This is a genomic window from Pseudochrobactrum algeriensis (assembly GCF_018436245.1).
In the GTDB taxonomy this organism is placed as follows: domain Bacteria; phylum Pseudomonadota; class Alphaproteobacteria; order Rhizobiales; family Rhizobiaceae; genus Pseudochrobactrum; species Pseudochrobactrum saccharolyticum.
In genome coordinates, this window is record NZ_CP075361.1 from 3,241,322 (window position 1) to 3,256,276 (window position 14,955).

Sequence of the window (14,955 nt, forward strand, 5' to 3'; positions counted from 1 at the left end):
ATTCAATCCATGCAAACGGCCAAAACGGAAACCTCAAAAGCAGAATTTCTGATTATCGCTGCGCCCGACCTCAATCAGGCGCGTCAGGACTGGCTTGGCAGCTTAACCAACAGCCGCAGACTGGCCGCCCATACGCTGAATGCCTATGAGCGCGATACCCGTCAGTTTCTGCAATTCATGACCGGCCATCTGGGCACACCACCGGCTTTGAAAGATGTCTCGAATCTACGCATTACAGATTTGCGCTCCTATCTGGCCTCACGCCGTAATGACGGAGCCGGTGCCCGCACTCTCGGGCGCGGTCTTGCCGGTGTGCGCTCGCTGCTGCGCTATCTCGAAAAACAGGGGCTGGCCAATGCAGCTGGTGCCAGCGCTATACGCGCACCACGCCAGCCGAAATCTCTGCCCAAACCTTTGTCGGCTGATGCAGCTTTGCGGGTTGTCAACACACAGCAACAGCTGGCGGAAGAGCCATGGATTGCCGCACGCAATGCCGCTGTTCTCACTCTGCTTTACGGCTGCGGCTTGCGTATTTCAGAAGCGCTTGGTCTGACACCGGATGCCGTGGCCGACACAACAGCCCGCTCCCTGACAATTCAGGGTAAAGGCGGCAAAAGCCGCCTCGTACCGCTGCTGCCTGCTGTTCATCAGGCAATTGCCGAATATCGCCGCCTCTGCCCCTTTCATTTGAACGGCACAATGCCGCTGTTTCGCGGTGCTAAAGGTGGTGCACTCCATGCCGGTATTATTCAGCGGGAAATGCAGAAGATGCGCTCCGCGCTCAACCTGCCGGAAACCGCAACTCCCCATGCTTTGCGGCATTCTTTTGCGACCCATCTTCTGGCACGCGGCGGCGATCTTCGCACTATTCAGGAACTGCTCGGCCATGCCAGCCTTTCCACCACACAGGTCTATACCGGCGTGGATACCGATCGCCTGCTGGAGATTTACGACAAAGCACACCCCCGTGCGCATCCTTAAGCACCATCAATAGCGGCAGAAAATCTCCGATCTTTCTTGACAAGCAGCAGATCAGCAGCGATTGACTTTACTCAAGTGTTTCAAATGGAAGCACCGTCACGAGAAGAAGACGATGCCGAACCCAAATAAAAAAGCTGACCAGACGCATTTGCGCAGTCAGGCCGACGAAATTAAAGCCCTCCTGAACCAGCGCCCTGTGGTGCTTGTCGGACTTATGGGAGCAGGAAAATCCACCATCGGCAAGAAAATGGCCGCCATGCTGGATTTGCCGTTTTTCGATCTCGATACGGAAATCGAAAATGTCTCCCGTATGAGCGTTACTGAATTATTTGCCTCCTATGGCGAGCCGGAATTCCGCGATCTTGAACGCCGTGTCATGCAGCGCCTGCTGGAAGGCGGATCAATGATCCTCGCCACCGGCGGCGGTGCTTTCATGAATGAACAGACCCGCGAGAATATTGCGGAAGCCGGTATTTCCGTCTGGCTCAATGCGGAACTGGATGTGCTGATGGAGCGCGTATTGCGCCGTCAGGATCGTCCGCTTTTGAAAAATGACGATCCGCGTGCAGTGATGCAGAAGCTGATGACCGAACGTTATCCGGTCTATGCCACCGCTGATCTGAGTATCATCTCCCGCGATGAAAAACGTGAAGTGATTGCACAGGAAGTCATCACCTTGCTGCTCGATCATTTACGCAAGACCGAACCAATCCAAGACTAAATCATAATCACGAGTATCTCCCATGACATCTACCGGACATGTTGCAACCGAAACCGTTCATGTATCACTGGGAGACCGCTCTTATGACATTCTCATCGGCAGCGGCCTTATTGCCCGCGCGGGTGAGGAAATTGCTGCACGTCTGCCGGGCATCCGTGCGGCTGTGGTCACCGATGAAAATCTTGCCAAGCTGCATATGCCATCACTGCTCGACGCTTTGGAGGCTGCCGGTATTAATGCGACACCGGTTATTGTTGCAGCCGGTGAAAAGTCCAAAGGCTTTGCCACGCTTGAAACTGTGACCAACGACATTCTCAAAGCCCGTCTTGAGCGCGGCGATGCTGTTATTGCTCTGGGCGGTGGTGTGATCGGTGATCTTGCCGGTTTCGTTGCCGGTATTGTACGCCGCGGCATGAATTTCATCCAAATCCCGACTTCACTTCTGGCACAGGTTGATTCTTCTGTCGGTGGTAAAACCGGCATCAACACCGCTTACGGTAAAAACCTTGTCGGCGTTTTCAATCAACCGCAACTGGTGCTGGCCGATACGGATATTCTCGACACTTTGAGCAAGCGTGAATTTGCTGCGGGTTATGCAGAAGTTGCCAAATATGGTCTGATTGACCAGCCGGAATTTTTCGAATGGCTGGAAAACAACTGGCAGGGTATCTTTACAGGCGGTGCTGCACGACAAAAAGCCATTGCCACTTCCTGCCGCGCCAAGGCAGCCGTTGTTGCCCGCGATGAACGTGAAACCGGTGACCGCGCCTTGCTCAATCTCGGCCATACATTCGGCCATGCGCTGGAAACCGCCACCAATTATGATTCCTCACGCCTTGTGCATGGTGAAGCCGTTGCCATCGGCATGGTACTGGCGCATCAGTTCTCCGCACGTCTCGGCCTGATTTCAGAGGATATTGCTGCACGGGTTGAAGCGCATTTGAAAGCTGTCGGCCTGCCGGTTTCCATGAAAGAGATTGCCGGACTGCCTTCCGCAGATGTGCTGATGTCTTATATTGCACAGGATAAGAAAGTGTCGCGCGGCTCGCTGACTTTCATTCTGACCCGTGGTCTTGGCCAGTCTTTCATCGCCAAAGATGTCAATGCGGCTGATGTAGAGGCTTTCCTGCAGGAAAAACTGGCTTAAAGCTCGTATCATCAATTTAAAAAACCGCTCGCAAATGATCTTTGAGAGCGGTTTTTGTTTAAGCGCTTATGGCTTGTGACAGACAATGCCGACCAGACGCCGTACCAGCGGCAGCACCAGTAACAACACCGGAAATGCCACGATCCACGACAGCCCCCATGCGGGCATCCAGTGCGATAAAAGATCAGCCCTGAACCCGAGATTTTTCAGTGTGGCAATCAGAGACACAACAAAAGTCATCAGGACAGAGAGAATAAAAGGCATCACAACAGGAATGTAACGTGCCGGAAGTTTCGGAAAAGCAGGAACAGATTTGGAAGATTGCATAATCATTTCCGTAAATTTGCGGCCTTACACATCAGCACATCCCTCCCGCCCGAGGCAGGAGCTTGTCCAGTGTAAGACCGGCATGGATGCGTTGCTTAACGTTAAACGCTTACGGAAGAGCCAAAAGCTCACTGCCGTCTCATAACAGCAGATGACAAAGGAAACAAGTAACCGGAAGTCTGCGGTTACTTGTTTTGAATAATCAGGCCGGTTTGCGGGTACGGCGGGTCGGCTCCCCCGGTGCGCTCGGTTCCAGCGCAATCGCATGCAGACCCGATTGCAGTTCTTCATCCAGCTGCGCATTGATCGCACGATGACGGTCAACGCGGCTCAAACCTGTAAAAGCCTCTGCCACAATTATAACGCGGTAATGTGTTTCACCGGTACCGTCGAACACTTCCTCATGACCGCCGTCTGTGTGATGATGACCGGCATGAAGATGACTTTCATTGATGACATCAAGCAACACAGGCTGAAAAGCCTCAGATAGTTTTGCGGTAATCCGTTCTTGACGCGTCAAAGGAATAGACATTCTGATCTCCTGCCCCCATATAGGGACTATGTTATGTGCATGCGTTACCATTCCGGTATACATAATGCAGCTAAATCCCGATTTCACGTCTGCTTCGACTCTCGGCCCCGCAGGGTTCGGTCATGCGTCGTGAAATGTCAATTCTTGTATCATCAGATCTGACCCCGTAATATTGATATCATGGCAACGAATTCAAAATTTTTTGACAGCATCCGTATCCGTTCCCGCAAGGAAGACAAAAAACCGGCTGGCCCGCAGTGCCAGTGGGAAGGATGCGAAGAAACCGGAACACACAAAGCGCCTGCGGGCGGTGCGCGTGAAGGTCTTTATCTGCACTTCTGTCTGGATCACGTCCGCGAATATAATAAAAACTTCAATGCTTTCTCCGGTCTTAGCGATGAGGAAATCGCCAAGTTCCAGAAGAATGCGGCCGTTGGTGACCGTCCGACATGGACAACCACCAAAAACTCCACTTCGCGCCAGTCAGCCCCGCAATTTGCCCGTATGCGTTCAGGCACCGCAGCCTATCACAACAAGATCCGTGATCCGCTGAATCTCTTTGAACAAACACGCGCCCGTGCGGAAGCTGCGACCCCGACCAGACGCCCGCGTCCGCTCGAATCCAAGGCTTTTGCGACCCTGGGCATTGCGGCAAATTCGACCAGTGACGCGATCAAATCGCGCTATAAAGAGCTGGTAAAGCAGCATCATCCGGATGCCAATGGCGGCGATCGCGGTTCGGAAGAACGTTTCCGCGAAGTTGTGCAAGCTTATCAATTGCTAAAGACCGCAGGTTTTTGCTAAACAGGCAAAGACTAAAGCATGCCGCCCGAAAACGGATACCTGTTTCGGGTGAAAGACATGCGGTAAAATAAAGATTATTTGCAGGGAACAAAGGGAAATTACGGAAGCAAGAAACTTTCGTTCCCTGTTAACCTGCCGAAACAACTACACCGGCACAGCACTTCAGACAGTTTCAGCAAAAACCGGAACTGTTTGTGCCGGAAGAACTGAGCCAAGACGAACTGAAAGCGATAGAGGGGTTTTCCGCTGCAGGAAAAGGGAAAGGCTCTCTGAACATATGATGATACAGCGGCATGCAGGCGCCGCTCAGGAGGCATGATGAGCAAGGTTGATCTCGACATAAACAATATGCCGGACACAACTGTATCGGTGCGTGACGTGTTCGGGATTGATTCCGATATGATCGTGCCCGCTTACAGCAAAAAAGATCCGCATGTACCGGATGCAGATCCGGATTACATTTTTGACCGCCAGACAACCTTGGCGATTCTCGCCGGCTTTGCCTATAACCGCCGCGTTATGGTCTCCGGTTACCACGGTACCGGTAAATCCACCCATATTGAACAGGTTGCAGCCCGTCTGAACTGGCCTTGCGTGCGCGTCAATCTCGACAGCCATGTCAGCCGTATTGATCTGATCGGTAAAGATGCCATCGTTGTCAAAGACGGTATGCAGGTTACAGAATTCAAAGACGGTATTCTGCCATGGGCCTATCAGAACAATGTTGCTCTGGTTTTCGACGAATATGATGCCGGTCGTCCGGACGTGATGTTCGTTATCCAGCGTGTTCTGGAATCGTCCGGCCGTCTGACCCTGCTCGACCAGAGCCGCGTTATCAACCCGCATCCGGCATTCCGCATGTTTGCAACCGCAAACACTGTCGGTCTCGGTGACACCACCGGTCTTTACCACGGCACCCAGCAGATCAATCAGGCGCAGATGGACCGTTGGTCGATCGTCACCACGCTGAACTATCTGCCGCACGACAATGAAGTTGAGATCATTCTCGCCAAGTCCAAGCATTACCAGAATGCGGAAGGCCGTGAGATCGTCTCGAAAATGGTTCGCGTTGCCGATATGACCCGTCAGGCTTTCATCAATGGCGATCTGTCGACCGTTATGAGCCCGCGTACTGTGATTACATGGTCTGAAAATGCCAATATTTTCACCGATGTCGGCTTTGCATTCCGCTTAACCTTCCTGAACAAATGCGACGAGCTGGAACGCCCGATTGTTGCAGAGTTCTACCAGCGTGCTTTCGGACAGGAACTGCCTGAATCCGCAGTTAATGTCGTGCTTGCATAAAACGCACAAAGCGTCCCTGTCATCACAGGGGCGCTCTCGCTTCATTATGACAGCGAAACAAGGTTAAGTTCTTCTGATATAAGGCAGTTTCATCATGGCAGGCCCCGGCGATAACACACGTGAACGTCCTAAAGGTCCGGTCGATTCCGAACCTTTCAAACGCGCGGTCACAGCCTGTGTGCGTGCAATCGCCGGCAGCAATGAGTTTGAGGTCGGCTTCAGCCATGACCGTCCGGCACTGACCGGCAATCATGCCCGCCTGCCGGATCTGCCAAAGCGCCCGACTGCAGAAGATATTTCCATCATCCGTGGTCTTGGTGACTCAATGGCGCTGCGTCATGCACGTCATGATCCGCGCATTCATGCGCAGCTTGCGCCGCAAGGCCAACAGGCACGCGCAATTTACGATGCCGTTGAACAGGCACGCGTTGAAGCGATCGGCGCTCTGGCTATGGAGGGCGTGGCAAGCAATCTGTCGGCCATGCTGGCTGACAAATACAGCCGCGCCAATTATTCCGCGATTACCTCGCGCGATGATGCGCCGATTGAAGAAGCTATCTCCCTTCTGGTTCGTGAAAAACTCACCGGCTACCGCCCGCCGGTACAGGCAGGCAATGTTGTTGAACTGTGGCGCGACTGGATTGAAGACAAAATCGGTGACCGCCTCGAAACGCTCAGTGACCGCCTGAACAGCCAGCAGGATTATGCCCGTCTGGTGCGTGAAATGCTGGTTGCGCTGGATATGGCGGAAGAGCTGGCCGAACCATCCGAGAGTGACGACGAGGAAAGCCAGCAGGAAGAACAGGCTGATCCGGAAGAATCGCAGGAAGGTGCATCCGAAGAAGATGCAGAAAACCAGTCCGGCGACGGCGACAGTTCTGAAGATACCAATGATGACCGTGAGCGCGGCGATCTTGAAGCTGAAGATGCCGCCTATGAAGATGCTGATGACGGTGAAGAGGAAGATGCGGAAACACCGGGCGAAGCGCGCCGGTCTAACCAGCCGTTTTCCGATTTCGACAAGCATCATGACTATAAAGTTTTCACCCGTGAATTTGACGAGATCGTAGAAGCAACCGATCTCTGCGATGATGCGGAACTGGATCGTCTGCGTGGTTTCCTCGACAAGCAGCTTGCGAATTTGCAAGGCGTTGTCGGACGTCTCGCCAACCGCCTGCAGCGCCGTTTGATGGCGCAGCAGAACCGTTCATGGCTGTTTGATCTGGAAGAAGGTCATCTCGACAGCGCCAAGCTGGTACGTGTGGTGATTGACCCGACCCAGCCGCTGTCTTTCAAAACCGAACGCGATACCAATTTCCGCGATACGGTTGTGAGCCTGATTATCGACAATTCCGGTTCGATGCGCGGACGCCCGATTACTGTGGCTGCCACCTGTGCCGATATTCTGGCACGCACGCTGGAACGCTGCGGCGTGAAGGTTGAGATTCTCGGCTTTACCACCAAAGCGTGGAAAGGCGGCCAGTCCCGTGAGGCATGGCTCGATCGCGGCAAACCTGCCCAGCCGGGTCGCCTCAATGATCTGCGCCATATTGTTTATAAAGGCGCAGATGCGCCTTGGCGTCGCGCAAGACGCAATCTCGGCCTGATGATGCGTGAAGGGCTGCTGAAAGAGAATATCGACGGTGAAGCGCTGATGTGGGCGCATAACCGTCTGCTCGGCCGTCCTGAACAGCGCAAAATCCTGATGGTGATTTCTGATGGTGCGCCGGTTGATGATTCGACCCTGTCGGTTAATCCGGGCAATTATCTGGAACGTCATTTGCGCGCCGTGATTGATGAAATCGAAAACCGCTCACCGATTGAGCTGATTGCGATTGGTATCGGCCACGATGTGACCCGCTACTATCAGCGCGCGGTGACCATTGTTGACGCGGAAGAACTAGCCGGTGCGATGACCGAGCAGCTCGCCTCGCTGTTTGATGATCAGGACCAGCCAAAAGGCCGGACAGCACGGCGCTGATTTGCAATGCTGAATGAAAAGCCTCCCGAGGATGATCTCTTCGGGAGGCTTTTTTGATGTGCTTGTTCTGCAGGCGCTTACCGGATAGCCGGTTTAGTAGCATCGGATTTACCTGCGCCATAAATCGACGGGGCAAACAGTGCCAGAATCGCCCCGTAAGGCACCAGCATCACCACACTCATCAGAACCTTGATACCAAAGTCACCAAGCGCCAGAGACAGCCACAGTGGCATTGCAAGGCCAAACCACTGCACCTGATCGGTCATGGAGCTGTCAGCCAGCCCGAAAGCCGTATCAAGCATGCTGAACGGTGCCGCAAAAGCCAGCGAGAAGAACAGGATCGTATCCAGCACAGAACCGCAAAGTGCTGCCGCCAGCGGTGCTTTCCACCAGCGCAAACGACGCAAACGGCTGAACACACTGATATCCAGCAATTGTGCAAACAGAAATGCACTTCCTGAGGCCACAGCAAGGCGCGGGCTTGCAAGCCAGATCGACATGATAACACCCAGCGCAAAACCGGCATAAACGACCTGACGGGCGCGTTGCGGGCCAAAGCGGCGATTGGTCAGATCATTGACCAGAAAGGCAAACGGATAAGTAAATGCGCCATAGGTAAGAATATCCTGCAAGCCGAAATAATGAACCGGATATTGCACAAGGATATTGGAAGCGGCGACAGCCGCACACATGGCCAGAACGGGAAAAATCAACGCTTTAATAGCGGAATTATGCTGTAGAGGCATTTTTTTATCCTGGGTAATGGAACCAGCAAAAAGGCCGGACGAACCGGCCTTTAGCAAAACTAAATTCAGCCGTGAAAGCTATTAAGCAGCAGCTTCGGCCAGTTTCTTGGCAACCTGACGCTTCAGCAGACGTGCGCGCTGTGACAGTTCATTGTCAGAAGCTTTCGCAAGGAATGCATCCAGACCACCGCGATGCTCAACAGTACGCAGCGCATGCGCAGTAACGCGCAGACGGTAGCTCTGGCCCATTGCATCGGACATCAGGGTTACATTGCAAAGATTTGGCAAATAACGGCGACGCGACTTGTTGTTCGCATGGCTTACATTGTTGCCGTAGAGGACCGCTTTACCGGTCAGTTCACAAGCGCGGGACATTGGTCTCACCTTCAAAATTCTGTTTCAGGCCCCGGCACAAATATCCGATACCGTCTTCGCTACTATCATAATCAATCCGTGATTGATATGTCGCGGCGCGCAATATCGGACAGCGGCCCATTGGGAAAGTCGGGTTTCTATAGTGAAAGCAGCCCTTCCCGTCAAGCCGTTTCAAGCTGATTACGGGTTCAATTGCAGGAATGACAAGGAATTGACTGTCATTGACTGCATTTTGCCGCTTTTATCATACAAATAGCGGGCACAAAAGTCACCAGTTCTGCATTTTCAGACTGGGTGCTGCACATTATCCGCTCAGGTGAGTCTCAGGGAGATCTGAATGATGTTTACGGACAAGGCTGCAAGAATCCATACAGTAACCGGTCAAAACCGGATATTTGCAGCAGCAATTCTCACTGCCCTCTCCGTAATGCCCGCTACCGCTTTTGCCGCTGATTCCGGCTACCGCACGGAATATGGTATTTCCGTTTTTGGCATAACAATCGCGCGTTCCGAACTGAACACCAGAATCACGAATAATGCTTACGCACTCGACGGAAGTTTTCACAGCTCCGGCCTTGCCCGTATTTTTGACAGCACCAAAGGCTCCATCACTATTAATGGCAATATGCGCAAGCAAGGCGCAGCCGCCGCTGTTCAGCCCGTTTCTTATCTCACCACATATCGCAGCGGTAAAAAACACAAGCGCACAGCCATCAGCTTCAAAAACGGCTCGGTCAGTGCTTTTGACAATCAGCCGCCGATCCGGAAAAATGACCCGTGGGTAGAAACCCGCCCCGATGATCTGAAAGCAGTTTTTGATCCGATCAGCGCGATGATGATTACCAGCCCCACTGCCGCAGCAGTCTGCAACCGGACATTACAGATTTTTGACGGGCAGACGCGGGCACAGATAGTGTTAAGTCCTGCAGGCGCCGAGAAGCTTTCAGTGAAAGGTTTCGACGGCACCGCAATCATCTGCAATGCTAAATTTGTCCCTGTCTCCGGCTATGAGAAAGACAAGAAATCCGTGCGTTTTCTGGCTGACAAAAGCAAAATCACCATCAGCTTTGCCTCGCTGAATACAGATAAGCAGGGTGCAGGAATTTACGCCCCTGTGGCCGCCAGTGTCGGCACACAGATCGGCACGGTTAAAGTCCGTGCAACACGTTTCGAGCAGACGAAATGATTAGAGCGGCTTACGTTCATGTTGGATCGCAGTGCTTGCTCTAGATTCCTTAGTTTGTCGCATTATCCCGACGTCAAGTTAACCCAACTTGACTGTGAAATGCTCTAGCAATATGCCCAGAGGGTCAATTATTCGCCCAACAGCTTATGGATACGATCAATATACTGTTTGCCGAAAGTGACATGCGCCGGATTGATGCCTTTTAATTCATCAACAAGCTGTTCTTCATTTTCAGCTTCCACGGCGCTTACACTGCTGACCAGAGCGAAATAACCGTAAATATAATCCTGCGCGGTCAAGCCGTGTTTTTCGAGCACAGCCATTACTTTCGGCTGCTTTTCAATACGGGCAGCCAGCGCCTTTGGTGAATGATCGCCGGTTCCGGCCTCATCATCACCGGTGCCGGACATATCCATGGTGTTGAGCTCGGCCTGTGCGGCTTCCATTTTAGTCAGAAATTTCTCATCAAGCGGATAATTATTCACTTCCGCCGGTACTTCCGGTTTGGCCACTTCCGAAAAGCTCTGCGCAAATGCCGCATGACCGGTCAAAGGCATAACAGCGAAAAAACCCGCTGCGAGAAAAGAACCGGCGATAAATGTAACAGCCGGACGACGGAACAGACAAACCATACTATACCTTTGCCTCAAACGGCTTTTGTCAAAAATGATCTTTGCGTTTACGCAGTTCCGCAAAAACCTGCAACTCGCTGGCATCTTCCATCCCAAGCTGTTTGCGCACTGCACTGTCATGCACGCGCAAGAACGGATTGGTGGCCATTTCCAGCCCGATACTGGTCGGCAGGGTCGGCAGACCTTCCGCCCGCAGCCGCTCAATCTCACGACCGCGCTCTTTCAATGCCGGATTGGTACCGTCAACATCGAGCGCGAAACGCAGATTATTCAGCGTATATTCGTGCCCGCAATAGACTTTTGTATCAACCGGCAGCAAAGCCAGCTTTTGCAGCGATGCATACATATCTGCCGGCGTGCCTTCAAAAAGGCGGCCGCAACCCAGCGCGAATAATGTATCGCCCGTAAAAGCAACTTTTGCCTGCGGCAGATAATAACTCACCTCTCCGGCCGTATGACCGGGTGTAGAAATCACCTGCACTTCAAACGAGCCGAACTGAAACCTGTCACCGTCTTTCACACCGCGATCCGCGCCCGGAATTTTTTCCGCTGCGGGTCCTGTGATCTGTGCCCCATAGATGCGTTTTAAAGCTTCATTCGCATCGACATGATCGAGATGATGATGGGTCGTAAAAATATAATCGAGCTTCCAGCCGCGACGCGCCAAAGCCGAACGGATTGCCAGTTCTTCCGGCGCATCAATTGATGCTGTCAGCCCCGTTTCCGGATCATGAATCAGAACGCCGAAATTATCTTCGCGACAATAGAACTGTTCAATTTCAAGACGAGCCATCCGTTTTGCTCCCGATTATTTTTTATCCGCTGATGCTGCGTCATCTTCTGTGCCCCACGGCACCAGAGAATGTTTTTTAATCAATGGCAGCTGGAACATTGTAAAAGCAATGGTCAGCGGCATAACGCCCCACACTTTGAATGTGACCCATGTATCGGTCGGGAAATTCCGCCATACAACTTCATTAATCACAGCCAGCACGAAGAAAAACAAACCCCAGCGCAATGTCAGCTTACGCCAGCCTTCCGCATCCAGCTTGAAAGCCTGATCGAAGACATAGCCGAGCAAAGCTTTGCCAAACAGCAGACCGCCCAGCAGAATCGCACCGAACAGGCTGTTAACAATGGTTGGTTTCATTTTTATGAAAGTATCATTGTGCAGCCACAGCGTCAGCGCGCCGAAAACCAGCACCACAATACCCGAGACCAGCGGCATGATCGGCAGGCTGCGCGTCATGATCCATGATACAACCAGCGCAATCACCGTAGCGGCCATAAACAAGGCCGTTGCAATGAAAATCGGCTGACCGATCTGTGCCAGAACCGGAAAACGCTCAACCAGCCACTCACCGCGCGAATTGGCAAAAAAGAACACCAGCAAAGGTCCGAGTTCCAGCGCCAGCTTTAACAGCGGCGGCACTTCCTTGCGCTGCGGGTCAGACGGATCGCGCTCAAAAATATGATCGTTCATCGTGCTTCTCCTGCAATCGCCCCTGCAAAATCCTGCGCCGTAAACGGCTCAAGATCATCAATCTGCTCACCGACACCAACAAAATAGACCGGCAATTTATGTTTGGCGGCAATTGCCACCAGAATACCGCCACGTGCGGAACCGTCGAGCTTAGTCATCACCAAGCCGTTCACACCGGCAATATTCTTGAAAATTTCAACCTGATTAAGCGCATTCTGACCGGTGGTGGCATCCAGCGTTTGCAGCACTGTGTGCGGCGCTTCCGGATCATGTTTGCCAAGCACGCGCACGATTTTAGCCAACTCATCCATCAACTCGGCTTTGTTCTGTAAGCGCCCTGCCGTATCAATAATCAGCACGTCGCTGCCGGCATCTTTGGCCTGCTGCCATGCGTCATATGCCAGCCCCGCCGCATCAGCACCAAGCTTGGAAGATACGACCGGAGAACCGGTACGCTCGCCCCATATATGCAATTGCTCAATCGCTGCGGCACGGAATGTATCGCCCGCTGCCAGCATCACTTTCAATCCGCCTGCGGTCAGTTTTGCCGCCAGCTTGCCGATTGTTGTGGTTTTACCTGTGCCATTAACGCCGACTACGAGAATAACATGCGGCTTGTGTGACAGATCAAGTTCCAGAGGCTTCGCCACCGGAACCAGCACTTTTTCGATTTCGGAGCGCATAATGCGGCGCACTTCATCGGTCGAAATATCTTTGCCGTAACGACCCGAAGACAGGCTGTCTGTGATACGCATCGCGGTTTCCAGACCAAGATCGGCCTGAATCAGCACATCTTCCAATTCCTGAAGTGTGTCTTCATCCAGTTTGCGCTTGGTGAAAATGCCGCCAATAGAATCGCCCAGCTGTTGTGAAGAGCGCGACAGACCGCTGCGCAGTCGCTCAAACCATGACAGTTTCTTTTCCGGCTCAGCTTCGACAACAACCGGTTCCTGTTTTGCTTCAACCGCTTTACTGACTGTCACTTTCACCGGTTTTGGTGCAGGAACCACTTCCGCATCAGCATCGGTAATTTCAGGCTCGGTTTCAGGATAGACCGGTGTCAGTTCAATCGTTGCCGGATCAGCGATGACCGGCTGGGAAAGCAGTTCTTCTACCTTTTCCAGAAAAGTCTCGTGAGGCGGCTCTTCCGTCTGCAGCTTCTCTTCAAGGTCGGTCTCATCCGGCTCCGGCGTATCATAAACCGGTGTCAGTTCAATCGTCGCCGGATCAGCAATAACCGGCTGGGAAAGCAGCTCTTCGATCTTTTCCAGCACAGTCTCATGATGCGGTTCAACAAGAGCATGTTCTGCTGCAACCGGTGCGCCCTCTTCTGCTAAAGGCGACAGAACTTCCTCTGACGGAGCGGAAGAAGCCTCTTCCTTTTTGCCGAAAGAAAAAATCTTTTTTATAAAACCCATAGCCATGAATACAGCGCTTCTTATTTCGAATGATAATCAGATATTTTGCGGAACAGCCAGCAGCTTGTCACCATCATGACCGGAGATCATGCGGCTGACAATCTGTCCGGCGCTCAGATCGTCCGTATTCAGCCCTGCCAGTGTAAAGCCTTCCGTACGGCCTAAACCATCCCGCTCCACCAGAATATTCTGCACAGTGCCTTTGAGGCTTTCCAGATGCAAGCGATAAGCTGCATCACCGGCAACACGCAGACGGGCAGCCCGTTCCTTGATCACTTCACGACGCAATTGCGGCATACGCGCGGCAGGCGTGCCTTCACGCGGACTGTAAGGGAAAACATGCAAATGACTGAGGCCGCATTCTTCCACAATACGGATAGAATTCTGGAACATCTCTTCCGTTTCAGTAGGGAAACCGGCGATAATATCCGCACCAAACACCGCATCAGGACGCAGCTTGCGCACATCCTCACAGAAACGGATGGAGTCATCACGCAAATGACGGCGTTTCATCCGCTTGAGGATCATATTATCCCCTGACTGCAATGAGAGATGCAAATGCGGCATCAGACGCTTTTCGTTAGCCAGCGCTTCCATCAGGTCTTCATCCGCCTCAATCGAATCGATGGAAGACAAACGCAGACGCTGCAAATCCGGCACCTGTGCCAAAACGGTTTTCACCAGCTTGCCAAGGCGCAAATTGCCCGGCAGATCAGGCCCGTAGGAGGTCATGTCCACGCCGGTCAGCACCACTTCCGCATAGCCATTGCCAACCAGTCTCTTGACCTGTTCAACCACACCGCCCATCGGGACAGAACGGGAATTACCGCGGCCATAGGGAATAATGCAGAATGTGCAGCGATGATCACAGCCGTTCTGCACCTGTACAAAAGCACGCGCACGGCCTTCAATCGCGTCCACCATATGACTGGCGGTTTCGCGCACTTCCATAATATCGTTGACGCGCACCTTCTCGAACTGGTTCACACCAAAATCCGGCAACATGCGATAAGAATTGGATTTCAGTTTTTCTTCATTGCCGAGAACCAGATCAACCTCGTCCATCGCCGCAAAATCATCGGCACCGGTCTGCGCTGCACAACCGGTTACAATAATACGGGCTTCCGGATTATCACGACGTGCTTTACGAATGGCTTGCCGTGCCTGACGCACCGCTTCCGCCGTGACTGCACAGGTGTTGAAAATAATCGCGCCGTTTTCCAATGTACCGAGACCGGCCTCATCAGCTTCGCGTTTCATCACTTCGGATTCATAAGTATTCAGCCGGCAGCCGAATGTTACAACCTCAACCGCCAT

The 14,955-nt window shown here is 52.7% G+C and carries 15 protein-coding genes and 1 pseudogene; 7 read left to right on the plus strand and 9 right to left on the minus strand.

All coding sequences use genetic code 11. From position 1 onward, the window contains the following. Window positions 1–9 precede the first annotated feature (9 nt). The 3 genes from KHQ09_RS17130 (at window position 10) to aroB (ending at window position 2,849) form a co-directional block, all read left to right on the plus strand. Window positions 10–981, plus strand: coding sequence for a tyrosine recombinase XerC (locus KHQ09_RS17130; RefSeq protein WP_213599525.1), 972 nt, complete (start codon window positions 10–12; stop codon window positions 979–981). 112 nt (window positions 982–1,093) lie between these two features. Beyond that, the gene (locus KHQ09_RS17135; protein WP_213599527.1) at window positions 1,094–1,702 is read left to right on the plus strand and encodes a shikimate kinase; all 609 of its coding nucleotides are present in this window, start codon (window positions 1,094–1,096) and stop codon (window positions 1,700–1,702) included. A gap of 22 nt (window positions 1,703–1,724) precedes the next feature. Continuing rightward, window positions 1,725–2,849 carry a 3-dehydroquinate synthase gene (gene aroB, locus KHQ09_RS17140; protein WP_213599529.1) on the plus strand — a complete coding sequence of 375 codons (1,125 nt, stop codon included), beginning with the start codon at window positions 1,725–1,727 and terminating at the stop codon, window positions 2,847–2,849. A gap of 66 nt (window positions 2,850–2,915) precedes the next feature. Here aroB and KHQ09_RS17145 read toward each other — a convergent pair whose 3' ends face one another. Next, entirely contained in the window at window positions 2,916–3,176 is a 261-nt protein-coding gene (locus tag KHQ09_RS17145) for a DUF2798 domain-containing protein (RefSeq protein WP_022709756.1), read from the minus strand. A gap of 202 nt (window positions 3,177–3,378) precedes the next feature. Continuing rightward, window positions 3,379–3,708 carry a BolA family protein gene (locus KHQ09_RS17150; RefSeq protein ID WP_022709757.1) on the minus strand — a complete coding sequence of 110 codons (330 nt, stop codon included), beginning with the start codon at window positions 3,706–3,708 and terminating at the stop codon, window positions 3,379–3,381. 180 nt (window positions 3,709–3,888) lie between these two features. On the opposite strand from KHQ09_RS17150, the gene KHQ09_RS17155 reads away from it, so the two are divergent. The 3 genes from KHQ09_RS17155 (at window position 3,889) to cobT (ending at window position 7,798) form a co-directional block, all read left to right on the plus strand. Continuing rightward, window positions 3,889–4,512, plus strand: a complete 624-nt coding sequence (locus KHQ09_RS17155) for a J domain-containing protein (protein WP_022709758.1) — start codon at window positions 3,889–3,891, stop codon at window positions 4,510–4,512. 318 nt (window positions 4,513–4,830) lie between these two features. After that, a complete protein-coding gene (gene cobS / locus KHQ09_RS17160) occupies window positions 4,831–5,817 on the plus strand; it encodes a cobaltochelatase subunit CobS (RefSeq protein ID WP_022709759.1) in 987 nt (328 codons plus the stop codon). 94 nt (window positions 5,818–5,911) lie between these two features. Continuing rightward, entirely contained in the window at window positions 5,912–7,798 is a 1,887-nt protein-coding gene (gene cobT, locus KHQ09_RS17165; protein ID WP_116088610.1) for a cobaltochelatase subunit CobT, read from the plus strand. A 77-nt stretch (window positions 7,799–7,875) separates the two neighbouring features. On the opposite strand, the gene KHQ09_RS17170 is transcribed toward cobT, so the two are convergent. Beyond that, window positions 7,876–8,544, minus strand: coding sequence for a VUT family protein (locus KHQ09_RS17170; protein WP_238481680.1), 669 nt, complete (start codon window positions 8,542–8,544; stop codon window positions 7,876–7,878). A gap of 81 nt (window positions 8,545–8,625) precedes the next feature. Beyond that, complete coding sequence (gene rpmB, locus KHQ09_RS17175) at window positions 8,626–8,919, minus strand: 50S ribosomal protein L28 (protein WP_022712289.1); 294 nt, start codon at window positions 8,917–8,919, stop codon at window positions 8,626–8,628. A 337-nt stretch (window positions 8,920–9,256) separates the two neighbouring features. On the opposite strand from rpmB, the gene KHQ09_RS17180 reads away from it, so the two are divergent. Further along, window positions 9,257–10,105: a DUF3108 domain-containing protein gene (locus KHQ09_RS17180; protein ID WP_213599531.1), complete on the plus strand. Its 849-nt coding sequence runs from the start codon at window positions 9,257–9,259 to the stop codon at window positions 10,103–10,105. Between the two features lie 128 nt (window positions 10,106–10,233). Here the strand turns inward: KHQ09_RS17180 and KHQ09_RS18480 are convergent, their stop codons facing one another. From KHQ09_RS18480 to mtaB, 5 genes and pseudogenes are all read right to left on the minus strand, one after another. Further along, window positions 10,234–10,737, minus strand: a complete 504-nt coding sequence (locus KHQ09_RS18480) for a hypothetical protein (protein ID WP_238481681.1) — start codon at window positions 10,735–10,737, stop codon at window positions 10,234–10,236. A 28-nt stretch (window positions 10,738–10,765) separates the two neighbouring features. Beyond that, window positions 10,766–11,530, minus strand: a complete 765-nt coding sequence (gene gloB, locus KHQ09_RS17190; protein ID WP_022712286.1) for a hydroxyacylglutathione hydrolase — start codon at window positions 11,528–11,530, stop codon at window positions 10,766–10,768. A gap of 15 nt (window positions 11,531–11,545) precedes the next feature. Continuing rightward, entirely contained in the window at window positions 11,546–12,220 is a 675-nt protein-coding gene (locus KHQ09_RS17195) for a septation protein A (RefSeq protein WP_022712285.1), read from the minus strand. Next, window positions 12,217–13,224 (minus strand): annotated as a pseudogene (gene ftsY, locus KHQ09_RS17200) (signal recognition particle-docking protein FtsY); the annotation flags it as partial. The gene KHQ09_RS17195 and the pseudogene ftsY, both read right to left, overlap by 4 nt. Window positions 13,225–13,674: 450 nt before the next feature. After that, a complete protein-coding gene (gene mtaB / locus KHQ09_RS17205; protein ID WP_213599535.1) occupies window positions 13,675–14,955 on the minus strand; it encodes a tRNA (N(6)-L-threonylcarbamoyladenosine(37)-C(2))-methylthiotransferase MtaB in 1,281 nt (426 codons plus the stop codon).